We start from the raw sequence: 22,702 nt of genomic DNA on the forward strand, positions 1-22,702 counted from the left end.
CATCCAATTCGGCGAGGCGGTCGACGAACGCGGTGATATGACCGCGCATTCACGGTCGAACAGTCAATTTTTGCACATCCCGCGCACGCTTCCGGCCTCGACCCTGCCGGGCGTCGGGCACGCGCGCACGAATCTACGCGGGACGAGAGGTCATTCGAGGGGGATGAACGATGCGCACGGGACTTCCCGTGGCGGCTAAACTCCGTCGCAACTGGGCATATTCGACCCGGCCTACATCTCAAGGATGGGTATGGCAGACCTGCAGCAGCTGATTCGGCAAAAGGCCGATCTCGAGAGACAAATCGCTCAACTGAATTCAAAAGGGCGCCAGGACGCGATCGACGAGATTCGCAGGATCATGACCGAACACGGTCTGACGTCCGAGGACATCTCGGCCCCCGCGCGCGGACGCAAGGCCGGCACCAAGCTCGATGGCACCGAGCGCAAGGCGGTCGCCGCCAAGTACAAGGACGACCAGGGCAACCAGTGGACGGGCCGCGGCCTCAAGCCGCGCTGGCTCACCGCGGCGCTGGCCGCGGGCCGCAAGCTGGAAGACTTCGCGGTCTGAGCACCGCGACGCCATCGCTCGTCTCTCCGAACCTCGCAGCGAAGGAGTGTCCGACATGAACCATCGCATCGCCGTCCTGGCGCTGGCCGCCTTCGCGCTCCTCGCAGGCGCCCCGGCCGGCGCGGAGGAATTGCCGTACCGGATCAGCGACGTCATCACCGGCTCGCTGGTGCCGCAGGACATCATCCGCTCCGCCACGCCTTTCGACGGCCGCTACGGCGACCTGACGCCGCAGCAGAAGGCCGCCCTCGCCGACGACTACGAGAACCTGCCCGCCGGCGACGAGCCGCCCTATCCGCTCTACGGGCTGCGCCACATGATCAAGTCCGTGGTGCGGTACGCGGACACGGCGGGTCCGGTCGGTCCCCTGGTCGCCGGCGTCGTTGTCGACTCGCAGGGGCGTGCCGGCGAGGTCACCGTCTACCGCGCGCCGGACGCGGAGACGGCCCGCATCATCGCGGCGGCGCTGTCGCTCGAGCCGTACAAGCCGGCGGTGTGCCACGGCCAACCCTGCAAGATGACCTACCTCCTGCGGCTGGACTTCCCGAAGCGCGGCGGCCAGCCGGTGACGACGTCGTCGTTCAGCCGATACGACCCCACGTCGCACTCGATCACCGGTTCGCACTGACGCGCCCGAGGGGCGCAACGATGGCGCCCGGCGACGGGCGGCGTCCTGGCCTGGCCGGCGTCAGTGCACGTCGACCGGGTAGGTGCCCAGGATCTTGAAGAACCCGCAGGCCTTGCGCAGTTTGTCGAGGGCGTGGCGGACGTTGTCGGTGTCGGGGTGGCCCTCGATGTCGATGTAGAAGTAGTACTCCCACTGGCCCGACCGCGCGGGGCGCGATTCGAACTTCGTCATCGACACGCCGTTGGCCTTCAGCGGCACGAGCATGTCGTGCAGCGCGCCGGGGCGGTTCGATACGGTGACCACGAGGCTGGTGCAGTCGTGGCCGGACGCCTTCGGCGCGGGATGGCGCTCGGGATGCGTGATGATCGCGAAGCGCGTGCGGTTGTTGGCGTCGTCCTGGATCGCGGGCGAGACCACGTGCAAGCCGTATTCGCTGCCCGCGCGCGTGCTCGCGACGGCCGCGAGCGTCGGGTCCAGCGACGCGAGGCGCGCGCCTTCGGCGTTGCTGGCGACGGGCCGGCGCTCGGCGTGCGGCAGGTGGTCGTTGAGCCACATGTGGCATTGCGCGAGCGCCTGCGGATGTGCGCAGACGGCCGAGATGCCCGCCAGCGAGTTCGTCTTGCGCAGCAGGTTGTGGCGCACGAACAGGCTGGTCTCGCCGATGATGAACAGCGGCGTCACGAGGAACTGGTCGAGCGAGCGCGCGACCATGCCTTCGGTGGAGTTCTCGACCGGCACGACGCCGAAGTCGGCTGCGCCGGCGGTGGTCGTGCGGAAGACCTCGTCGACGCTCGCGCACGGCACGCGCACGATGGACGAGCCGAAGAAGCCGAGCGCGGCTTCCTCGCTGAACGTGCCGGCCGGGCCGAGGTAGGCGACGCGCGTGGGCGTCTCCAGCGCGCGGCACGCGGACATGATCTCGCGCCAGATCGGCGCCACGCTCTCGGTCATCAGCGGGCCGGTGTTCTCGGCCTTCAATCCATCGATGACCTGCGCCTCGCGCTCGGGCCGGAAGGCGACCGAACCCTCGCGCTTCTTGACCTCGCCCACCGTCTGCGCCAGCGTGGCGCGGCGGTTCAGCGCGGCGAGCAGCTCGCGATCGAGCGCGTCGATCTGCACGCGCAGCGCGAGCAGCTCGGGATTCGGGGCGTCTTTCTCAGCCATGGGTCTTCTCGAATTCCTGCAGCCAGGCGACCAGCGCGCGCACGCCGGCGACGGGCATCGCGTTGTAGATCGAGGCGCGCATGCCGCCCACGCTCTTGTGGCCCTTGAGCGCGAGCAGGCCGCGCTCCTTCGCGCCGGCGAGGAAGGCGTCGTTGAGCGACTCGTCGCGCAGCCAGAACGGCACGTTCATCCGCGAACGCGACGCGGCCGCGACGCGGTTGACGTAGAAGCCGGTGGCGTCGAGCGCCTCGTACAGCAGCGCCGACTTCTCGGCCGCGCGCGCATCCATCGCCGCGACGCCGCCGTTGGCCTTGATCCACTTGAAGGTGAGGCCGGCGACGTAGATCGCCCACGTCGGCGGCGTGTTGAACATCGAGCCGTTGTCGGCGACGATCCTGTAGTCGAACGCGGACGGCGTGATCGGCAGCGCGTGGCCCAGGAGGTCGTCGCGCACGATGACCATGGTCAGGCCGGCGGGGCCGACGTTCTTCTGCGCGCCGGCGAAGGCCAGGCCCACGCGCGACCAGTCGATCGGGCGCGACAGGATGTGCGAAGAGCAGTCGATCACCAGCGGCGCGTCCGTGCCGAGCGCGGCGAGGTCGGGAAGCGCGTGGAACTCGACGCCGTCGATCGTCTCGTTGGAGCAGATGTGCAGGTAGGACGCGCCCTTGCGCAGCGCCCATGTCGACGGATCGGGGATCGCGCTGTCGGCGCTGCCCGAGTTCGTCGCGACGACGGCGACGTCCGCATAGCGGCGCGCCTCGGCGATCGACTTCTTCGACCAGCTGCCCGTCTGCACGAAGTCGACCTGCCCGCCGCGCGACAGGTTCATCGGCACGATGGCGTTCTCGCCGAGCCCGCCGCCCTGCAGGAACAGGATGCGAAAGCCGGCCGGCACGGCCAGCAGCTCGCGCAGGTCGGCCTCGGCCTCGGCCGCGATCTGCATGAACTCCTTGCCGCGATGGCTCATCTCCATCACGCCGACGCCGCAGCCGTGCCAGTCGAGCATCTCGGCGGCGGCCTCGCGCAATACCTCATCGGGTATCGCCGCGGGGCCGGGCGCGAAGTTGTACGGACGCGTCCGATCCGTCATCGCTTCAAGCCTGCGGTTCGGCGCCGCCGGCGGCCGGCGCTTCGCCGCCATCCGCGCCGTTGTCGCCGTTCTCGACGTTGGCGTCGTTTTCCACGATGCGCTGCAGGCCTGACAGCTTGGAGCCGTCGTCCAGCGCGATCAGCGTGACGCCCTGCGTGGCGCGTCCGAGCTCGCGCACTTCGCTGACGCGGGTGCGCACGAGCACGCCCTTGTCGGTGATCAGCATGATCTCGTCGTTCGGCCGTACCAGCGTGGCCGCGACGACCTTGCCGTTGCGCTCGCTCTGCTGGATCGCGATCATGCCCTTGGTGCCGCGGCCGTGGCGCGTGTACTCGATGATCGAGGTGCGCTTGCCGAAGCCGTTCTCGGTGGCCGTGAGCACGCTCTGCGTCTCGTCCTCGGCGACGAGCATCGCGATGACCGACTGGCCGGCCTCGAGCGTCATGCCCTTGACGCCGCGCGCGTTGCGGCCCATCGGGCGGACGTCGTCCTCGTCGAAGCGCACGGCCTTGCCGCCGTCGGAGAACAGCATCACGTCGTGCTTGCCGTCGGTCAGCGCGGCGCCGATCAGGAAGTCGCTCTCGTCGAGGTCGACGGCGATGATGCCCGCCTTGCGCGGGTTGGAGAACTCGTCGAGCGAGGTCTTCTTGACGGTGCCGAGCGCCGTCGACATGAAGATGAAGTGGTCCGACGGGAACGTGCGGAACTGGCCGGTCAGCGGCAGCACGACGGTGATCTTCTCGTCCTTCTGCAGCGGGAACATGTTGACGATGGGCTTGCCGCGCGACGCGCGTCCGCCCTGCGGCACTTCCCAGACCTTGAGCCAGTACACGCGGCCGCGATCGCTGAAGCACAGGATCCAGTCGTGCGTGTTGGCGATGAACAGCTGGTCGACCCAGTCGTCTTCCTTCGTCTGCGTGGCCTGCTTGCCGCGGCCGCCGCGGCGCTGCGCGCGGTATTCGGCCAGCGGCTGGCTCTTGAAGTAGCCGGTGTGGCTCAGCGTGACGACCATGTCGGTCGGCGTGATCAGGTCCTCGGTGCCGAGCTCCTGCACGTTGTGCTCGACGTGGCTGCGGCGCATGGCCAGCTTGGTCGTGCCGAACTCGGCCTTCAGCGCGAGCAGCTCGTCGCCGATGATGGTCGTGACGCGTTCCTTCTTCGCGAGGATGTCGAGCAGGTCGGCGATCTCGGTCATCACGTCCTTGTACTCGCCGAAGACCTTGTCCTGTTCGAGACCGGTCAGGCGCTGCAGGCGCATCTGCAGGATTTCCTGCGCCTGGACGTCCGACAGCCGGTAGCCGCCGTCGGGCTGCAGGCCGTAGTGGTCCGGCAGGCCGTCGGGACGGAAGGCGCTGCTGTCGGTGGCGCTGTCGGCCGCGGCGCGCGAGATCATCTCGCGCACCAGCGGCGAGTCCCAGCTGCGCTGCATCAGCGCGGTCTTGGCCACCGGCGGCGTCGGCGACTCCTTGATGACCTTGATGAACTCGTCGATGTTGGCGAGCGCGACGGCCTGGCCTTCGAGCACGTGGCCGCGATCGCGCGCCTTCTTCAGCTCGTAGACGGTGCGACGCGTCACCACTTCGCGGCGGTGCTCGAGGAAGATCGCGATCAGCAGCTTCAGGTTGCACACCTTGGGCTGGCCGTCGATCAGCGCCACCATGTTCATGCCGAACGTGTCCTGCAGCTGCGTCTGCTTGTACAGGTTGTTCAGCACGACCTCGGGCACTTCGCCGCGCTTCAGGTCGATGACGATGCGCATGCCCGACTTGTCGGACTCGTCCTGGATGTGGCTGATGCCCTCGATCTTCTTCTCGTGAACGAGTTCGGCGATGCGTTCGAGCAGCGTCTTCTTGTTCACCTGGTACGGGATCTCGTCGACGATGATCGACTGGCGCTGGCCGCGGTCGATGTCCTCGAAGTGCACCTTGGCGCGCATCACGACCTTGCCGCGGCCCGTGCGATAGCCTTCGCGCACGCCGTTGACGCCGTAGATGATGCCGCCGGTGGGGAAGTCGGGCGCCGGGATGATCTCCATCAGCTCCTCGATCGTCGCCTCCGGATTGCGCAGCAGGTGCAGGCAGCCGTCGACGACCTCGTTGAGGTTGTGCGGCGGGATGTTGGTGGCCATGCCCACCGCGATGCCGGTGCCGCCGTTGACCAGCAGGTTGGGCAGGCGCGTCGGCAGCACCAGCGGCTCCTGCTCGGTGCCGTCGTAGTTGGGGCCGAAGTCGACGGTCTCCTTGTCGATGTCGGCGAGCATCTCGTGGGCGATCTTGGCGAGGCGGATTTCCGTGTACCGCATCGCCGCGGCGTTGTCGCCGTCGACCGAGCCGAAGTTGCCCTGGCCGTCGACCAGCATGTGGCGCAGCGAGAAGGGCTGCGCCATGCGCACGATGGTCTCGTAGATCGCGGAGTCGCCGTGCGGGTGGTACTTACCCATCACGTCGCCGACGATGCGCGCCGACTTCTTGTGCTGGCGGTTCCAGTCGTTGTTCTGCTCGTGCATCGCGAACAGGCAGCGACGGTGGACGGGCTTGAGGCCGTCGCGTGCGTCGGGCAGGGCCCGACCCACGATCACGCTCATCGCGTAGTCCAGATACGAGCGCCGCATCTCCTCTTCGAGGCTGATGGGCAGGGTTTCCTTGGCAAATTGGGTCATGGCCTACAGACAGACGCACTGCGTTCCCGGGTGAATCCCGGCGCAGGCGGAATATGGGATTCTACGGGCTGGCGCCTGTCGCTGGCGCACAACACTGGCGGGACGCATTCGAGGGCCAATGGCCAAAATCCGACCCGCGTCATACGCCGATGGCACAATGATTTTTGTCGTTGGTGCGTGCTGGCCCCAGGTGGGTGCGCGCCAACGTTACTCAGATCCGATTTGGACGTATCGCAGGCAACTGCGGCTTTCCTCGAGAGGAGAATCATGAAGAAATTGAACAAGGTCGCGATGCTTGTCGCCGCCGTCGCGTTGGTTGCCCCGATGTCCAGCGTGTTCGCGCAGCCCGCGACGACCGCTCCCGGCCGCATCGACAACTGGCGCAACGTGGACGGCAACGTCTGGAAGAACGGCACGCGCGAACTCTGCTGGCGCGACAACTTCTGGACCCCGGCCACCGCGATCGCCGACTGCGACGGCGCGCTGAAGCCGGTCGTGGCCGAAGTGGCCCCGCCGCCCCCGCCGCCGGCTCCCGCGCCGGTCGCGCCGCCGGCCCCGGCTCCTGCGCCCGTCGTCGCCCCGGTTCCGTCGAGCGAGAAGGTCACCTACGCCGCCGACGCGTTCTTCGATTTCGACAAGGCCATCCTGAAGCCGGAAGCCAAGACGAAGCTGGACGACCTGGTCAGCAAGACCAAGGAAATCAACCTGGAAGTGATCATCGCCGTCGGCCACACCGACAGCGTCGGCACCGATGCGTACAACGACAAGCTGTCGGTCCGTCGCGCCGAGTCGATCAAGACCTACCTGACGTCCAAGGGCCTCGAAGCCAACCGTGTCTACACGGAAGGCAAGGGCAAGAAGCAGCCGGTCGCCGACAACAAGACCGCCGAAGGCCGCGCGAAGAACCGTCGCGTGGAAATCGAAGTGGTCGGCACGCGCGCCACTGGCAAGTAAGAAACGCTGCGAAGCCGACCGGCTTCGCGCTTTCTGCGAGACCCGCTCCGGCGGGTCTTCTCATTTCAAGGCCGCGGTTTTTCGCCGGGGCCGTGCCCGCGAGGCGCTAGCATTCGAGCCATGACAAACGCCGACCCCCAGGAACTCGAGAAATTCGGTGAGCTGGCCCACAAGTGGTGGGACACCGAAGGCGACTTCAAGCCGCTGCATCGCATCAACCCGCTGCGGCTGGACTGGATCGCCCAGCGCGCGCAGCTGCACGGCAAGACGGTGCTGGACGTCGGCTGCGGCGGCGGCATCCTGGCCGAAGCCATGGCGCAGCGCGGCGCCAACGTGCTGGGCATCGACCTGTCGGTCAAGCCGCTGAAGGTGGCGAGGCTGCACGCGATGGAGTCCGGCGTCAGCGGGCTGGACTACCGCGAGGTCGCCGTCGAGGCGCTGGCCGCCGAACGTCCCGCCAGCTTCGACACGGTCACCTGCATGGAAATGCTCGAGCACGTGCCCGATCCGTCGTCCGTCGTCGCCGCCTGCGCGCGGCTCGTGAAGCCGGGCGGCATGGTGTTCTTCAGCACGCTCAATCGCAACGCCAAGGCCTTCCTTTTTGCGATCGTCGGCGCCGAGCACGTGCTGAAGCTGCTGCCCAAAGGCACGCACGAATATGCGAAGTTCATCCGTCCGAGCGAGTTGTCCGGCTTCGCGCGCCAAGCGGGCCTCGAGACGCTCGAGCTGGTGGGCATGGAATACAACCCGCTGACGCAACGCTACTGGCTGTCGGGCGACACGTCCGTCAACTACATGGTGGCGTGCCGCCGTCCGCAGGCCTGATGTCCGCGGGCACCGCAGCCGCCGTGCGCGGCGTGCTGTTCGATCTCGACGGCACCCTCATCGACAGCGCGCCCGACCTCGCCGGCGCCGCCAATCGGCTGCGCGCCGACCACGGCCTGGAGCCGCTGCCGCTGGAAATGCTGCGGCCGATGGTGGGCTCCGGCGCGCGCGGCATGGTGGGCGTCGCGTTCGGCGTCGTGCCGGGCGAGGCGCAGTTCGAGCCCTTGCGCGACGCCTTCCTGGCGCACTACGACGCCATGCTGCTGGAGACCACTTCCGCGTTCGCTGGGGTCGACGAGATGCTGTCCGCGCTCGACGCCGCCGGCATCCCGTGGGGCATCGTCACGAACAAGGCGACCCGGTTCACCTCGAAGATCGTCGCGGGCCTGAAGCTCGACGAGCGCGCGGCCGTGGTCGTCTGCGGCGACACCACGCCGCACGCCAAGCCGCATCCCGAGCCGCTGCTGCACGCGGCGCGCGCGATGGCGGTGGCGCCCGAGGCCGTGGTCTACGTCGGCGACGACCTGCGCGACGCGCAGGCCGCCCGGGCCGCGGGCATGGCCATGCTCGTGGCCACCTGGGGCTACCTGGGCCTGGGCGAGCCGGCGCACAGCTGGGGCGCGCACGCGCTCCTGGACGCGCCGGGCCAGCTGCTGGACTGGCTGGGCGTCCCATCGGTCTAAGTCGACGCCCGCGGTGCGGCCATCATCGGTCGGCCGCAGGTTCAGATTAGGGGGTATTTCTGTCGAGCGTGATTTCGGTCACATCTCGACAGTGAAACCGCCCGATCTGGAAATCCCGCCGATAGGCAGCTGACAGCCGTTCCCAATAGCATTGGAACTGCCAATCTGGAGGGATAAGTCAATGAAGAAGATCATCACGCTGGCCGCACTGGCGGCCGTTTCCGCCACGGCCTCGGCCGCCGGCAACCTGCTCGTCGACGGCAGCTTCGAGAGCATCGCCCAGCCCGCGGGCACCTGGAACACGTACACCAGCGTGCCGGGCTGGGTCGTCACGAAGGCCAACGGGACGGCGACGTCGACGGGGCTTGAGATTCGCGACAACATCGCTGGCACCGCCGAAAACGGCCACAACTTCGTCGAGCTCGACGGCTACGAGAACGACAAGATCACGCAGTCCTTCGCCACGACCATCGGCAAGGACTACGAGATCTCGTTCTGGTTCGCCGATCGTGCGGGCGTCGCCCCCGGCTCGCTGGGCTTCCTGGCAACCGTGGTTTCTGGCTCGGGCGTTTCGGCCACCGGGTTTGGTGCCGTCGGCGACAACGGTGCCGCCTGGCACCTGATCACGATGGACTTCACCGCCGAGAGCGCCAGCTCGGTGTTCTCGATCAAGGCGACCGGCACGTCCGACGGTTACGGCACGTCGTTCGACAACTTCCAGGCCGTCGCCGTCCCGGAACCCGCGTCGCTGGGGCTGTTCGCTGCCGGCATGGCCGTGCTCGGCTTCACCGCCCGCCGCCGCCGCGTCCAGTGATCGCGCCAGGCCGCTGCGCGGCCTGACGCCCGGATCAAGGCGTTTCGCAGCAATGCGAGACGCCTTTTGTCTTTTTTCGGGCATGTTCACGCCTCAATCGCGGCGATTCGCCAGGGATCCGGAGCCGACGACTTGAAGACGGGCCACTTGCCTTAAAATGACAGTTCTGGGGCCGACCAGGTTTCGACGTGGGTACGGATCCGGCGCAGGGCATGCCGAGCACCAGTTCGCTCGTAAATCCACTGGAAACAAAGTAACTGCGAACGACTCTTCGTACGCTCTCGCGGCTTAAAACCCGTGAGCCTCTCAACGGTTGGCCGATGGGCCGGGTGAGGGATCGCAAGATTCTGAACTGAGAGGTCATTCACATTGGCTGGTCTCCTGCCGGGCTACTCGGCAGGGGATGAGATCAAGTAGCTGGCGTCACCGGTAGCGTGTTCCTGCGCGACCGGTGGTGCGAGACTCAAATCAGAGAACTACGCATGTAGAACTGTCCGGTGATGGCTGACGGACGGGGGTTCAATTCCCCCCGGCTCCACCAATTGCCCGTGTGCATACGCCCGTATGCCGTCAAGGCGCCAAGTCGGTCGACGACTTGGCGCTTTTTCCTTGGGCGGACGCAAGTGCGTGAGGCCGCATGCGGCCGCTTGGCTGTCCTCGCACGGGCCTGGCATCCAGATGGGCGGTCTGCAAAAAATGGCAAGACCCATCCGCACGCATGACGGGAAGAGGCGATCGCCGAGGCGAAGCGCCAGGGCCATCGCCCGCTGGTCGCCCGCGTGCGTCACCTCAACGACAAGGACAAGCCCGATCACTGGCGCGCAGCTTGACGCTTGGCGCAGGATTCGTCTGCCAGAGACGGCATGCACGGGTTGGTGAACGCCGGTCGTGCTTCCCCGGTTGCGCCGCCGGACGTGAAGATCAGGTGCGATCGCTCAGTCCCGGGCGGCAGCGGAGGCGCAGCGGCAAGTCAGATTCGGGACGATGAGGCTGACAAGCATGGCCTCGGCCTCGCCCTGTATGGGGCCGACGCGAAGCATCTGCATGGAATCGTCGTCCTCCTTCCCCACGATCAAATCGGCGTGGCTCGCCAGCAGGAAGGGAACGATCGGCTTGAGGGCACGCGTGAAGTCATCGCTGGCGCGGTAGAAACGGTAGATCCGTCCTTCGGGTGCCGACGTGCAGACGACGCGCATGTCCACCTCCATGATGATCGAGTCTAGCAACGATACGTCGATGGTGCGCCCGCGTGATGCGCCAGGCGGTGGTCTGCACGTCGGCATGGCTAGTCGTGCAAGTGCCGCACCGCCAGTTTCGTGTTCTTGTGCGCTCTTGGCTGTGCGCGAACTTTCATGCCATCTGATTCATTCTCCGAAGCGGCGGAGCCTCTGCCTGTCGGGCGGTTTCGAGGGCCTCAGGTTCAATCACCCCCAAGCAACCTCGCAAGACTCGTCGCCAGCGCATTCGCCCGCAACGGCTTCACGAGAATCTCGTTGGCTCGACCGACGTCCGAAGCCCACGCAGCGACATCGCCCACGTACCCGCTGACGAGAATCACCGGCATCGACGGCCGGACCAGCCGGATCTCGCGAATGAGCCTGTCACCCGCCATGTCCGGCATGCGCTGATCCGTGATCACGGCGTCGAATGCGTCGGGATCCGCGCGGAATTCGCGTAGCGCGGCGGTCGCGGAGCTGAATCCGATGGGCCGGTAGCCCAGGTCGCGCAGGGTGTCGGCGGTCAGTTCGAGCAGTGACTCTTCGTCGTCCACGACGAGGATGCGCTGGCCCTGGCCCGCGGGCGACGAGGACTCCTTGTCGTGCAGTTCGTCCGAGGCATCGCCGGCGCGGGGAAGATGGACGGTGAACGTGGTGCCGATGCCGGGCTGGCTGTCCACGTCGATGACGCCGCTGACTTCCGCCACGATGCGCAGGACGAGCGCCAGGCCCAGGCCGGTGCCGACGTGGGCTTCCTTGGTCGTGAAGAACGGATCGAAGATCCGCGGGAGGATCTCGGGCGGGATGCCGGTGCCTTCGTCGCTGACCCTCAGGACGATCCATGGGCCGGGTGCCACCGTGCCGGTCGTGGCATGCAGCCTGTCCACGACCTCGATGGCATCGAGCGCCACGGACAGCACGCCGCCCTCCGGCATGGCGTGTACCGCGTTCGTCCCGAGGTTCATCAGGAGCTGATGGATCTGGGTCGCGTCCCCCTGGACGGCGGCGTGCCCGGCGTGCAGCCGGGCGTGCAGCGTGACCTTCGGCGGCAGGCTCGCCTGCAGGTGGTCGAGCGCCTCGCGCACGACCTTCTCCACGTGGACGGGCACGCGCTCGCCGGCGCCCCGGCTGAACGACAGGATGCGCTCCACCAGCGTGCGTCCGCGTTCGCCGGCGACGATGACGTTGGCGATGTCGTGATGCAGGCGGCTGCCTTCCGCCACGGCGCGCAGCGCCCGCTCCCCGAAGCCGAGGATCGCGCCGAGGATGTTGTTGAAGTCATGCGCGATGCCGCCTGCGAGCGTGCCCATCGCCTCGAAGCGCTCCGCCTGGCGCAACCGGCTCTCGAGACGCTGCATTTCCTCCTGCTCGCGCTTGCGCTCGGTGATGTCGCCGACCGAGCCCACGACGCGATACGCGCGCCCGTCGGCATCGCGCAAGGCGCGGCCGCGCTGGTGCAGCCAGCGCACGCCGCCGGGAACGAGGATGCGCACTTCGATGTCGTACTTCGGCGTCTTGCCGGCGATGTGCGCCTCCATCGCCGCACGTCGTCCCGGCGCATCGTCCGGGTGATAACGCATGACAAGCGCCCACTCGGCGCGGTCGCGCCAGACCTCGCCGATGGGAAGGCCGAGCAACTCCTGCGTGCGGGGAGCGATGTAGAGCCGATTGGTCTTCAGGTCCCAGTCGTAGATGCTTTCGTCGGAGCCGGCCAGCGCCAGGGCATAGCGCTCTTCGGAGAGCCTTCGTTCCTCTTCTGCCTGGCGACGCGCCGTGATGTCGGTCGTCGCGGTGCTCGATCGCACGATCTTGCCTGAGGCGTCGCGCACGTACAGCGTGGTCGCGTGCATCCACCGCACCTCGCCGCGGACGACGACGCGCGTCTCGAACTCCAGCCGCTTCGCCCCGCTGGCGCGGTGCCGTTCGTGCAGCGCCACGATGGTCGCGCGATCGTCCGGATGCCACGGAAACAGCTCGAACATCTGTTGCCGCGTCGCCTTGGGCGGGGCGGGAGGCATGTTCCATTGCTCGATCCAGCGAGGAGAACAGTAGTACTCGTCCGTCTCCGCACTCCAGTAGCCGTGGCCGTCCGCCGCGGCCTCGATGGCCAGGGCGTAGCGCGCCTCCGACTCGCGCAGCGCGGCCTCCGACTGCTTGCGCTCCGCGACCTCCTGTTCCAGCGTCGCCACCAGGTCCGCGTTCTGCAGCGAGATCACGGCCTGCGACGACAGCATGTCCAGCACCGCCTGGCGCACCGGCGTGAACACGTGCGATGCCAGGTTGTTCTCGAAGTACAGGGCGCCGATCAGCTGACCCTGCTTGACGAGCGGCAGGCAGAGCACGGAGCGCGGCCTCTTCTGGCGAACGTACTCGTCGCCGGAGAAGGCGTTGGGCTGGCGCGCGTCGTCCAGGATGACGCTGCCGCGCCGGCGGAACACGTGCTGGAGGATGGCGTCGGGCATGTCGGTGGGCGCGAGCGGCCGGTTCACCCTCTCGACGTGGACGCCGTCGCCTTTCGAGCCCGCGACGGCCTCGAGGAAGATCCCGTCCCTCCTGCGCAGGGCCAGCAGTCCTCGCTCCGCGGCGGCGTGTTCCAGCGAGATCGTCATCAGCCTCTCGATCAGACGGTCGTGCACGATCTCGCCGGACAGCGTCTGCGACAGCTTGACGATGGTCGCGAAGTCGACCTGCGCAAGCGGCGCCTCGATCGTGGGCGGATGCGCCGGGGGCGCGGCTTCCCCGAGGCCGGGATATCTGTCGTCGAGCAGCGCCACCTTGCGGTGCGCGCCCCAGAGCAGGTAGCTCCGGCGCGCGTCGCGCAAGTGGGCGCGGCCGGCGCTTGCCAGTCCCTGCGACAGGCAGAAGGCGCCCGCGAACTCGCAGGACAAGGCGCGATCCTGGACGAATCCGTTGTCGGTCGCCGCGCGGATCGCCTGCTCGTAGAGCCGCAGCGCTTCCATGCCGCGGCCATCGAGGCGAGCCAGTTCCGCGGCGACGAGGGCATGCCGGTGCGCGAAGCTCGACGGGCAGTTCCCGGCCCAGTGCGCGAGCACGGCGAGGTTGGCCTCGAGCGTGGCGCGCCACTCGAGCTGTCGGTCGCGGTCGGCCCCTGCATGCAGGGCCGCGATGGCAAGCGACTGGAACACGCAGTGGTGCACCGACTGGATATGGCAGCGCGCCGACCACAGGATCGGCGACAGCCTCTCCGCCCACGCCAACGCGCCGGCCGGATCCCCGAGCAGGAACAGGCGCTGCATTTGCAGGATGCCGTGAAAGCAGGCCACGACGGGAATGCCGCTCGCCTGGATGCGCGCGTCGATCCGGCCATCGAGCGCCGACGCATCGTCGGGGTGGCCCTGCAGGGCCTGGATGAAGCCCTGCATGCTCGCGATGATGTCGCCGGCATGCCGGACGTTGCACTTCTCGGTGAACGCGAGTCCGGCCAGCGATTCGTGCCACATCGCGTCGAGAGGATCGCCCCGGAAGAGCATGTCCGTCAGCCGGTGCTCGACGGCGTAGCAGGCGAAGATGAGCGCGCCCGTCTCCTTCGCGAGCCGGATCGAGTCATCGAGCAGCGCCACCGCTTCCGCGACCGGGCGCCTCCAGAGGACGGCCTGCTGCAGCGCCACGTGCGCCCCGGCCCGGAACGCGAGGTGGCCACCCTTGTCCGCAATGGCGATGCCTGCCCGCGCGAACCGCACGGCGTCGTCGGGGCGATCGAAGACCGGGCCGAGGCACGAGCCCAGGCCTGCGCAGCCGTAGATGGAGGATTCGCACAGGCCGTGCGCCAGCGTCAGCCGGACCAGGCGGATCGCGATCGTCTGGTTGAGATTGCCGTCGGTGAAGTACGACGCCAACCCCAGCCGCACCATGACGCTCATGGCCGCCGCTGCTTCGGGGTCGTCCATCGGCGGCAGGTCGACCAGGCTCTCGATCGTCCGGTCGCCCAGCGCCTCGTACAAGCTCTCGCACTCGGCGCCCACGTCCGCCGCCGACGGCCGCTCGGGAACGACGTGCCCGAACTTGCCCAGGCACTCGATCGCCGTTCGCACGACCTGGCCGACCTCGCCGCGCATCATCTGCACCGTCATCTGCAGCACGGTCGCCTGGGCGAAGGCGATCGTGGACCGGCTCCTGCGCAGCATCTCGTCGACGAGCGCGCCGGCCTCGTCGAGACGTCCCCTGCTGATCTCGCATTCGGCCAACTCGCAGCGCGTCGTGAAAGCCAGTTCGTAGGCGCGCTCCCAGCCCTCGGGGCCGAGCGCCGCGAGGCCGGCCCGCAGGTAGCTGCAGGCGCCTTCGTACGCCGTGGAGGCCTTCGCCCTGCGCGCGGCCTGGAGGTCGAGCTCCGCGATCCGTGCGCGCTCCTCGTCGTCCGACACCAGGGCCAAGCCGAGGTTCAACTGGCTGGCGACGTCGAAGATCCGCTCGGCCAGCGCCTCGCGCGACATCGCCTTCGACAGCACCCGGCCGATCTTCAGGTGCAGCGCGCCGCGATCGCCTTCCGGCACGAGCGCATAGGCGCCTTCCTGGACGCGGTCGTGCAGGAAGCGGCAATGGGTCTCGTCCGCGATGACGATGCCGGCGTCGACGGCGTGGCCGATGTGCGCATGCAGGTCCGGCGCGGGCGCGCACAAGGTCGCCAGCGTCGCGAAATCCGTGTGCCTCCCGAGGCATGACAGCACCCGCAGCACGTCCTGCGTCCGGCTCGGCAGCCGCCACAGCCGGCGCACCGTCAGGTCCAGCAGGTTGTCGGTCTGGCTCGTCGCCGCGATGGCCTGCGCGTCCCAGGTCCACAGCAGGGAGCCGGCGTCGAAGCGCACGAGGCCTTCTTCCTCGAGGTTTGCCAGGAACTGCCCGGCGAAGAACGGATTGCCGCCGGTCTTCTCGCGCACGAGCGCGGCGAGGGGGCGCGCCTGGTCGCAGGTCAGGCGCAAGGCGTCCGCGAGGAGAAGCGCCAGGTCCTCGACGTCCAGGGGGCCGAGCTCCAGGTTGTCGACCCTGCGGCCGCTCGCGCGGATCGCCGCGACGGCCTTCATCAACGGATGGCTGGCCTGCACGTCGTTGTCGCGATACGCGCCGATCAGGTGCACGTGATGCGTCTGCGGCGCCACGGCGATGTATTCGACGAGCGAGAGCGTTGCCGGATCCAGCCATTGCAGGTCGTCGAGAAAGACCACGAGCGGCTGGTCCTCGCGTGCGAAGGCACCGATGAAGCGCTGGAACGCGGACTGGAAGCGCGTCGTCGCCTCCGCCGGGCTCAAGGCCGGCAACGGCGGCTGCGGCCCCATCAGCGCGACGAGTTCCGGCAGAAGCTCGAACAGCAGGCTGCAGTGATTGCCCACGGCCTCGTCGATGCGTTGCCGCCAGCGCGCCACGCTGGCGGCGTCGCCGCCGAGGAACTGGCTGATCAGCCCCCGGAACGCTTCGGCGAGCGTCGAGTAGGGCGTGTCGCGCAGGCGCTGGTCGAACTTGCCCGAGACGAAGAGGCCGCGCGGCTGGACGACGGCCCGGTGCAACTCGTGGACGATGGAGGACTTGCCGATCCCCGCGTAACCCGAAACGAGCGTGAACTCGAAGTCTCCGCGGGCGGCGACCCGCTCGAAGGCCTCCGACAGCGTCGCGATCGCGGCGTCGCGGCCGTAAAGCCTCTCGGGCATCGCGAGCCTGCTCGAGACGTCGTCCATGCCGAGACGGAAATCCGCGATCGCGGCGCGCGATGCCCATTCCTGCCGGCAGCGCCGCAGGTCGGCCTCGAGGCCCGCGGCCGTCTGGTAGCGATCCTCGCCCGTCTTCGCGAGCAGCTTCATCACGATGGCCGCCAGCGCTGGCGGAAGCGATGGCTGTCGCTCGCACAGGTGCACGGCCTGCCGCGCGACGTGGCAATGGATCCATTCGAGCGGATCGGACGCGTTGAAAGGCAACACCCCAGCCAGCATCTCGTAGAACATCACGCCCAGCGCGTAGAGGTCGCTGCGCGAGTCCATCGAGCGGTTCATGCGTCCGGTCTGTTCGGGGGCCATGTAGGCCAGCGTGCCCGCGATGACCTCGGGCGGCCCCAGAGCCTGGCGCTCGCGCAGGAGTCGCGATGAGAAGCTGAAGCCGGTCAGCCACGCCGAGCCGGACTCGAGATCGGCCAGCACGTTGTCCGGCTTCAGGTCCCGGTGCATCAGGCCCGCCCGATGCACGCCGCCGAGCGCCGAGGCGATCCCCACGGCGACCCGCAGGAACGGCGAGATCTCCCAGGGACGACCGATCCGGCCGCTCAGGAGCTCGCCCTGCGGATCGGTCAGCCACAGCGTCGGCGCACCGCCTTCCGCTTCGAGCGCGAGGGGCCGCGCCGCCCATCGGGCATCGAGCAGGTCGCGTTGCGCGAATTCCCGCTCCAGTCGCTGCAGGAGCGATTTCCGGCCCGCGTCCGAGGCCACCAACGCCAGCATCGGTGCACCGTCGGCGCCTCGTGCGCCGCGGTACAAGGCCAACCCGTCGTCCTCTCGCAGGATATCGAGTGCCTTCATCGACGGGCTCGGCATGGACATGGCGGAGGGCGGCGTGCTCGGGTTGGCGATGAACCGGGATCGGGCGCACCGGAGCGCCGATCATGTCCATGCCGCGGGCTGGCAACGAAAGCGATGTTACTGCGGCGATCCGAACCGCGCCCGCTTGCGCGGCCGCGCATGCCCTCGGTCGATGCGAGGCACGGCGGTAACCCATCGAGGGGATGCGTAGCCTGGGCACATGGCTCGCACACTCGGGCCATGTCGCATTTCCTTCAACGAGGTGCTCGATGACATCAGCGATCGCGTCCTTCGCGGCGACGCTCCGGAGGTCGAGGTGACGATCCATCCGATCGTGCACGTGGCCGCCAGGCGTCCGCAACTGCTGGTCGAGCATGCGAAAGCCTATGGCGACCTGGTGCTGGAGGAAGGCCGGCGCACGCTCGCCTCGCTGGTCGTCCATGCCGTGCTCTACGCGGCAGCCGCCGTGCTGGGCGTGCTCGGGCTTGTTCTTGCAGGCGTCGCCGTGTTGCTCTACGCGGCGGTCCCCGGCGAACTGCGCGACGCCTGGCTGCTGGTCGCCTTGCCGTGCGCGACCATGGTCGCGGCGGGCGCCTGCGTGATCGTCGCCCGGGTGCTGCCGATCGACGTGAACCTGGATGTCCTGGGGCGACAGGTGAGGGCGGACATCGACATGATCCACCAGGCGGAGCAGCCATGAACGGCGCGCGGGAGGACCCTGAGGCGCCGGCCGCGGAGGGCGGGCCCGGGGAGGCCGCCGCACTTCATCGTCTCGTGGCCTCGCGGGCCCGGATCCGGATGGCGATGGAGGCCCACGTCCGCGAGAGCGCGCCGCCGCCGGGTCCGCCGCGCGGCGCGCCGAGGTCGCTGGCGGAGCGACTGCTGGAGCGGGCGCGACGGCTGCCGGTCGTCCGAGCCGTCCTCGCGATCCGGGACTTGCGGCGAAGCTAGTTCGCCGCAGCCTTCCTGTCGTCACGATCCATCCACCCGAGACCCCGCACCCAAGGAGGCCTGCCATGTCGCAAGACCGCTTCCACGACCTCGCCGAGATCAGCCGCCGCCAGATCCTCATTGCCGCTTCCGCCGGGACGGCATCGATGGCCCTTGCGGGCACGGCGTGGGCGCGCAAAGCGGCAGGCGCGGAAGACTCCTCTCCTTCTTCTTCAACCCGCAAAGGCAGGGACGCCATGAGCACCATCACGACCAGGGACGGCAACGAGATCTTCTACAAGGACTGGGGCGACAAGACGGCACAGCCGATCGTGTTTTCGCACGGTTGGCCGCTGAGCGCGGACGACTGGGACGGCCAGATGCTGTTCTTCCTCCAGCACGGCTATCGCGTGATCGCCCACGACCGCCGCGGGCATGGCCGCTCCAGCCAGATCGCGACCGGCCATGACCTCGATCACTACGCCGACGACCTGGCCGCGGTGACCGAGCACCTGGACCTGCATCGCGCCATCCACGTCGGGCACTCCACGGGCGGCGGCGAGGTGACGCGCTACATCGCCCGCCACGGCGCCCGGCGCGTCGCCAAGGCCGTCCTCGTGAGCGCCGTGCCGCCGTTGATGCTGAAGACGCAGGGCAATCCCGGCGGCCTGCCGATCGACGTGTTCGACGGGATCCGCGCGGGCGTCGCTGCCAACCGCCCGCAGTTCTACCTGGACCTGACGATCCCGTTCTACGGCTTCAACCGGCCGAACGCCAAGGTCTCGGAAGGCATTCGCCAACACTGGTGGCTGCAGGGCATGATGGGCTCGATCCAGGCGCATTACCTGGGTGTCAAGGCCTTCTCCGAGACCGACTTCACCGAGGACCTGAAGAAGATCGAGGTGCCCACGCTGGTCATGCACGGGACCGACGACCAGATCGTTCCTTACGCCGACGCCGGCGTGCTGTCGGCGAAGCTGCTCAGGAACGCCACCCTCAAGCTCTATGAGGGCTATCCGCACGGGATGTGCGCGACCAATCCGGACGTGATCAACGCCGACCTGCTGGCATTCTTCAAGGCCTGACTAGCCGCGGGAGATGAAGCGGTCCGCGCGGGCCGCCTGCAGCCGGATCTGGAAAGTGTTCATCGATCGTTCCAAGGTCGAGCGGTGGTCCGGAGACGACCGTGCGTGTCGCAGGCCGGTCGCGATACCTCCGGATGGCGGAGGCGGCCCTCGTCCCTCGGCCCTGACCTTGGGTATCCAGGCGACTGCCTCTCCAGAGGGATGCGCGAGCCTGTCTTGCGAGGCTAGGCGTTTCGATGGCCGCGCCGGATGCTGTCAGCACGCTGCCAGCCCCGGGGCGGTCAACAGGAGCACGATCATGCAATTGAACGCTGCCGTATTCGAACCTGCGGCGACGACGCGGTCGGCCGTCGTTCCGCTGCGTCGCCGCGAGGACGCCGCCCTGGCCGAACTGATCGCCGGCTACGGCGCGCACGGCGGCCTCGCATCGACGGACGAACTCGTCGGCCTGATGCGGCCGCACTGGCGGCAGCCGATCTCGATCCTCGCCAAGTGGATCGTCGGCCGCAAGGTGGTGAGCTTCATGTCGCGCACCCAGTTCGTGCTGCCCGTGTTCCAGTTCGCTCGTCCGCAGATGACGCCGAACGAGGCCGTTGGCGACTGCTCGATCGCGCTGGCCGATCTCCTCGGCGTCGAGGCCTTCGCGGCCTGGTTCGTCCGCCCTTGCGAATGGCTTGGCCGGAGAATGCCGGTCGACCTGCTGGCCAACGACCCGGGCGCGGTGGTCGACGCTGCCGGCCGGACTCGCCTTGCGCTGATGGCCTGTCGCCTGTCCGATTGACGCGCTTGCATAGCCGCGGGTCTGTCCAACGGCTTAGTCCAGGACATGCCCAACGAGGTGCGCCAGGGCCGGGCCGCTCCGTCAAAGTGTGCAGACCTCTTGCACGGAGTTCCACCATGAAAAAGCGTCTCTTCATCTCCCTGGCGGTCGTGGCCCTGATCGGCTCGGCGTGCGCGACCATCGACCCGGACAGCGCGGCGCAGCGCCGCAGCATCGATGCCCAGACAGACGCGGCACTCGCCACGCTGGGCGCGAAGGTGCCTGGCTCCAGCGAGCTGGTCGCCAAGGCCCGCGGGGTGCTGGTGTTCCCGTCGGTCATGACGGCCGGCCTCGTGATCGGCGGATCCTGGGGCGAAGGGGAGCTGCGCAGCGGCGGCGCCACGATCGGGTACTACAGCACCGGGCGCGCCTCGGCCGGCGTGATCGCGGGTGCCGACTCGAAGGCGATCTACGTGCTTTTCATGACGCAGGAGTCGCTGGACAAGTTCAAGAAGGGATACGGCTGGACCGTCGGCGCGGACGCCGCCATCACCGTGCTTCGCAACGGCGCCGATGCGAGCGTCGACACGCAGAGCGGCCAGCATCCCGTGGTCGCGTACGTGCTCGCCAAGAGCGGGCTGCTGGTGGACGTCAGCCTGGAAGGCGCGAAGGTCAGCCGGGTGGACATCTGAGCGAGCCGGGCGGTGCGCCGTCCGATGCAGTCATCGGTTCGAATCGCGCGCCTGTGGGGCCGTGCCCCATGCGGGGGATGCAACACGACTGGGCGACGCCGGATAGTGCGTGCCACGGCGTCATTCAAACGGTGATCCATGATGCGATCGAACCTTCTCTTGTCGCAGACAGGCAGTTTGATCCGCAACTACGGCTTCTCGTTCGTCGCGACCGCGGTCGCGCTCGGCTTGTCGCTCGCGACGCAGGGCCTGGGCATCGAGAAGCTCGGGTTCCCGCTGTTCCTGGCGACCATCGCCATGACGGTCTGGTACGCGGGCAACGGCCCCGGCGTGCTGGCCATCGTGCTGTCGACGCTGGCCTACGACTACTTCTTCACGCCGCCGCTCTACACCTTCGGCGTGGAGCAGGCCGATCGCCCCTACATCGTCGGCTTCGTCCTGTTCGGCGTGATCACGGCCGGCTTCAGTTCGAGGCGGCGCACCATCGAGCAGAACCTTCGCAAGGCGCGCGATGCGCTCGCCGCCGAAGTCGTCGAGCGGACGCGGCAGGCGAGCCTGCTCGACCTCACGCACGACACCATCTTCGTGCGCGACATGCACGACGTCATCACCTACTGGAACCGCGGGGCGCAGGAACTCTTCGGCTGGGCCGCGGGCCAGGCGATCGGTCGGCAAGCCCACGAGATGATGCGCACCATCTTTCCGATGCCGCTGCACGAGATCCATTCGGCATTGAACACCAGCGGTCGCTGGGAAGGCGAACTGGGAAAGACGACGTCCGACGGGACGCAGGTCGTCGTCGCCAGCCGTTGGTCCCTGCAGCGGGACGGGGCCGGCCAGCCGACCGCGATCCTGGAGACCAACAACGACGTCACCGAGCGCAAGCGCCGCGAGGAAGAGATCCGCCGGCTGAACGCGGATCTCGAGCACCGGACGATCGAGCTGGAGGCGAGCAACAAGGAGCTGGAGGCCTTCTCCTATTCGACCGCCCACGACCTGCGCGCGCCGCTTCGCCACGTCGCGGGCTACACGGAACTGCTGCAGAAGAACGCCGCCGCGGTCCTCGACGACAAGTGCCGGAGATACGTGTCGATGATCCTGGAATCGGCCTCGAGGATGGGCACGCTGATCGACGACCTCCTCGCCTTTTCGCGCATCGGGCGCGTCCAGACCCACAACACGCTCGTCAGCATGACGCAGCTCGCGCAGGAGCTCCTGAGCGAATTCGAGCGCGAGACGGATGGACGCGACATCGCCTGGAAGCTCGGCGCGCTGCCGTGCGTGCATGGCGACCGGTCGCTGATGCGGATCGTGCTCGTCAACCTGCTCGAGAACGCCGTCAAGTTCACGCGCACACGCGAGAAGGCCGAGATCGAGATCGGATCCCGGCCCGGCCCGTCCGGCGAGGTGGTGATCTTCGTCAAGGACAACGGCGTCGGCTTCGACATGAAGTATGTCGGCAAGCTGTTCGGCGTCTTCCAGCGCCTGCACGGGCCCGAAGCGTTCGAGGGAACCGGCATCGGGCTCGCCACCGTGCAGCGCATCGTGGCCAGGCATGGCGGCAAGGCCTGGGCCGAGAGCGACGGCCGGGGCGCCACGTTCTACTTCTCCGCACCCAATCCCTAGGAGGACGATCCATGATCAATCTCGGACGCATCCTGCTCGTCGAGGACGACCCGAAGGACGTCGAGCTGACGCTGACGGCGCTCGACGAATTCAACCTCGCCAACGAGGTCCACGTCGCGCGCGACGGCGCGGAGGCGCTGGACTACCTCTACTGCGCGGGGGCCTTCCAGCAACGTCCCCAGGGCCTTCCGGCGGTCATGCTGCTCGACCTCAAGCTGCCCAAGGTCGACGGCCTCGAGGTGCTCAAGCGCATCAAGGACGACGAGGCGATGCGGATGATTCCCGTCGTGGTGCTGACTTCCTCGAGAGAGGAGCGCGACATGGTGGCGAGCTACAAGCTGGGCGTGAACGCCTACGTCGTCAAGCCGGTCGATTTCCGCGAGTTCGTCAGCGCGATCAAGGAGCTCGGCGTCTTCTGGGCGATCATCAACGAGGCCCCTCCGGGCAGCGTCGGGAAGAAGAACAGGCTCGCCGGCGGGCAATAGG

General features: G+C 68.0%; 17 protein-coding genes and 1 other RNA gene. 13 read left to right on the top strand and 5 right to left on the bottom strand.

What is annotated here, in order from left to right; all coding sequences use genetic code 11:
- The first annotated feature begins 358 nt into the window (after positions 1–358).
- Together LPC04_RS15385 and LPC04_RS15390 are read left to right on the top strand one after the other, a co-directional pair.
- The gene (locus tag LPC04_RS15385; protein WP_420854726.1) at positions 359–568 is read left to right on the top strand and encodes an H-NS histone family protein; all 210 of its coding nucleotides are present in this window, start codon (positions 359–361) and stop codon (positions 566–568) included.
- A 55-nt stretch (positions 569–623) separates the two neighbouring features.
- The gene (locus LPC04_RS15390; RefSeq protein ID WP_275683131.1) at positions 624–1,196 is read left to right on the top strand and encodes a hypothetical protein; all 573 of its coding nucleotides are present in this window, start codon (positions 624–626) and stop codon (positions 1,194–1,196) included.
- Positions 1,197–1,256: 60 nt separating this feature from the next.
- Here the strand turns inward: LPC04_RS15390 and pheA are convergent, their stop codons facing one another.
- Genes pheA through gyrA form a run of 3 tightly spaced genes read right to left on the bottom strand, consistent with a single transcriptional unit; the run spans position 1,257 to position 6,112 of the window.
- A complete protein-coding gene (pheA, locus tag LPC04_RS15395; protein ID WP_275683132.1) occupies positions 1,257–2,360 on the bottom strand; it encodes a prephenate dehydratase in 1,104 nt (367 codons plus the stop codon).
- A complete protein-coding gene (gene serC / locus LPC04_RS15400) occupies positions 2,353–3,453 on the bottom strand; it encodes a 3-phosphoserine/phosphohydroxythreonine transaminase (RefSeq protein ID WP_275683133.1) in 1,101 nt (366 codons plus the stop codon). The genes pheA and serC overlap by 8 nt, the downstream gene beginning before the upstream one ends.
- 4 nt (positions 3,454–3,457) lie before the next feature.
- A complete protein-coding gene (gene gyrA / locus LPC04_RS15405) occupies positions 3,458–6,112 on the bottom strand; it encodes a DNA gyrase subunit A (RefSeq protein WP_275683134.1) in 2,655 nt (884 codons plus the stop codon).
- Positions 6,113–6,379: 267 nt separating this feature from the next.
- On the opposite strand from gyrA, the gene ompA reads away from it, so the two are divergent.
- From ompA to ssrA, 5 genes are all read left to right on the top strand, one after another.
- Positions 6,380–7,066 carry an outer membrane protein OmpA gene (gene ompA / locus LPC04_RS15410; protein WP_275683135.1) on the top strand — a complete coding sequence of 229 codons (687 nt, stop codon included), beginning with the start codon at positions 6,380–6,382 and terminating at the stop codon, positions 7,064–7,066.
- A gap of 120 nt (positions 7,067–7,186) precedes the next feature.
- A complete protein-coding gene (ubiG, locus tag LPC04_RS15415; protein ID WP_275683136.1) occupies positions 7,187–7,891 on the top strand; it encodes a bifunctional 2-polyprenyl-6-hydroxyphenol methylase/3-demethylubiquinol 3-O-methyltransferase UbiG in 705 nt (234 codons plus the stop codon).
- Positions 7,891–8,574 (top strand): phosphoglycolate phosphatase, encoded by a 684-nt coding sequence (gene gph, locus LPC04_RS15420; RefSeq protein WP_275683137.1) that lies wholly within the window; start codon positions 7,891–7,893, stop codon positions 8,572–8,574. The genes ubiG and gph overlap by 1 nt, the downstream gene beginning before the upstream one ends.
- Before the next feature lie 181 nt (positions 8,575–8,755).
- Positions 8,756–9,388, top strand: a complete 633-nt coding sequence (locus tag LPC04_RS15425) for a PEP-CTERM sorting domain-containing protein (protein WP_275683138.1) — start codon at positions 8,756–8,758, stop codon at positions 9,386–9,388.
- Between the two features lie 168 nt (positions 9,389–9,556).
- Positions 9,557–9,929: a transfer-messenger RNA gene (ssrA, locus tag LPC04_RS15430) on the top strand.
- 394 nt (positions 9,930–10,323) lie between these two features.
- Here the strand turns inward: ssrA and LPC04_RS15435 are convergent.
- Both LPC04_RS15435 and LPC04_RS15440 read right to left on the bottom strand, forming a co-directional pair.
- Complete coding sequence (locus LPC04_RS15435; protein ID WP_275683139.1) at positions 10,324–10,584, bottom strand: hypothetical protein; 261 nt, start codon at positions 10,582–10,584, stop codon at positions 10,324–10,326.
- A 224-nt stretch (positions 10,585–10,808) separates the two neighbouring features.
- Positions 10,809–17,144 carry an AAA family ATPase gene (locus LPC04_RS15440; protein WP_275683140.1) on the bottom strand — a complete coding sequence of 2,112 codons (6,336 nt, stop codon included), beginning with the start codon at positions 17,142–17,144 and terminating at the stop codon, positions 10,809–10,811.
- A gap of 199 nt (positions 17,145–17,343) precedes the next feature.
- Here LPC04_RS15440 and LPC04_RS15445 point away from each other — a divergent pair, with 199 nt between their 5' ends.
- The 6 genes from LPC04_RS15445 to LPC04_RS15470 all read left to right on the top strand — a co-directional run bounded on the left by LPC04_RS15445 (position 17,344) and on the right by LPC04_RS15470 (position 22,701).
- Positions 17,344–17,823, top strand: coding sequence for a hypothetical protein (locus LPC04_RS15445; RefSeq protein ID WP_275683141.1), 480 nt, complete (start codon positions 17,344–17,346; stop codon positions 17,821–17,823).
- A gap of 487 nt (positions 17,824–18,310) precedes the next feature.
- On the top strand, positions 18,311–19,138 hold the full coding sequence (locus LPC04_RS15450) for an alpha/beta fold hydrolase (RefSeq protein ID WP_275683142.1): 828 nt from the start codon (positions 18,311–18,313) through the stop codon (positions 19,136–19,138).
- A 298-nt stretch (positions 19,139–19,436) separates the two neighbouring features.
- Positions 19,437–19,919, top strand: coding sequence for a hypothetical protein (locus tag LPC04_RS15455; RefSeq protein WP_275683143.1), 483 nt, complete (start codon positions 19,437–19,439; stop codon positions 19,917–19,919).
- Between the two features lie 116 nt (positions 19,920–20,035).
- Positions 20,036–20,590, top strand: coding sequence for a BPSL1445 family SYLF domain-containing lipoprotein (locus tag LPC04_RS15460; protein ID WP_275683144.1), 555 nt, complete (start codon positions 20,036–20,038; stop codon positions 20,588–20,590).
- Between the two features lie 141 nt (positions 20,591–20,731).
- Complete coding sequence (locus tag LPC04_RS15465) at positions 20,732–22,216, top strand: sensor histidine kinase (RefSeq protein ID WP_275683145.1); 1,485 nt, start codon at positions 20,732–20,734, stop codon at positions 22,214–22,216.
- An 11-nt stretch (positions 22,217–22,227) separates the two neighbouring features.
- Positions 22,228–22,701 carry a response regulator gene (locus LPC04_RS15470; RefSeq protein ID WP_275683146.1) on the top strand — a complete coding sequence of 158 codons (474 nt, stop codon included), beginning with the start codon at positions 22,228–22,230 and terminating at the stop codon, positions 22,699–22,701.
- The last annotated feature ends 1 nt before the right edge of the window (position 22,702 follow it).

It is taken from the genome of Scleromatobacter humisilvae (genome assembly GCF_023231945.1).
GTDB classification, from domain to species: Bacteria; Pseudomonadota; Gammaproteobacteria; order Burkholderiales; family Burkholderiaceae_C; genus Scleromatobacter; species Scleromatobacter humisilvae.

Coding starts and splice junctions, on each gene's coding strand:
- LPC04_RS15385 (WP_420854726.1), top strand. CDS start 359: ATGACCGAACACGGTCTGACGTCCGAGGACATCTCGGCCCCCGCGCGC.
- LPC04_RS15390 (WP_275683131.1), top strand. CDS start 624: ATGAACCATCGCATCGCCGTCCTGGCGCTGGCCGCCTTCGCGCTCCTC.
- pheA (WP_275683132.1), bottom strand. CDS start 2,360: ATGGCTGAGAAAGACGCCCCGAATCCCGAGCTGCTCGCGCTGCGCGTG.
- serC (WP_275683133.1), bottom strand. CDS start 3,453: ATGACGGATCGGACGCGTCCGTACAACTTCGCGCCCGGCCCCGCGGCG.
- gyrA (WP_275683134.1), bottom strand. CDS start 6,112: ATGACCCAATTTGCCAAGGAAACCCTGCCCATCAGCCTCGAAGAGGAG.
- ompA (WP_275683135.1), top strand. CDS start 6,380: ATGAAGAAATTGAACAAGGTCGCGATGCTTGTCGCCGCCGTCGCGTTG.
- ubiG (WP_275683136.1), top strand. CDS start 7,187: ATGACAAACGCCGACCCCCAGGAACTCGAGAAATTCGGTGAGCTGGCC.
- gph (WP_275683137.1), top strand. CDS start 7,891: ATGTCCGCGGGCACCGCAGCCGCCGTGCGCGGCGTGCTGTTCGATCTC.
- LPC04_RS15425 (WP_275683138.1), top strand. CDS start 8,756: ATGAAGAAGATCATCACGCTGGCCGCACTGGCGGCCGTTTCCGCCACG.
- LPC04_RS15435 (WP_275683139.1), bottom strand. CDS start 10,584: ATGCGCGTCGTCTGCACGTCGGCACCCGAAGGACGGATCTACCGTTTC.
- LPC04_RS15440 (WP_275683140.1), bottom strand. CDS start 17,144: ATGTCCATGCCGAGCCCGTCGATGAAGGCACTCGATATCCTGCGAGAG.
- LPC04_RS15445 (WP_275683141.1), top strand. CDS start 17,344: ATGGCTCGCACACTCGGGCCATGTCGCATTTCCTTCAACGAGGTGCTC.
- LPC04_RS15450 (WP_275683142.1), top strand. CDS start 18,311: ATGAGCACCATCACGACCAGGGACGGCAACGAGATCTTCTACAAGGAC.
- LPC04_RS15455 (WP_275683143.1), top strand. CDS start 19,437: ATGCAATTGAACGCTGCCGTATTCGAACCTGCGGCGACGACGCGGTCG.
- LPC04_RS15460 (WP_275683144.1), top strand. CDS start 20,036: ATGAAAAAGCGTCTCTTCATCTCCCTGGCGGTCGTGGCCCTGATCGGC.
- LPC04_RS15465 (WP_275683145.1), top strand. CDS start 20,732: ATGCGATCGAACCTTCTCTTGTCGCAGACAGGCAGTTTGATCCGCAAC.
- LPC04_RS15470 (WP_275683146.1), top strand. CDS start 22,228: ATGATCAATCTCGGACGCATCCTGCTCGTCGAGGACGACCCGAAGGAC.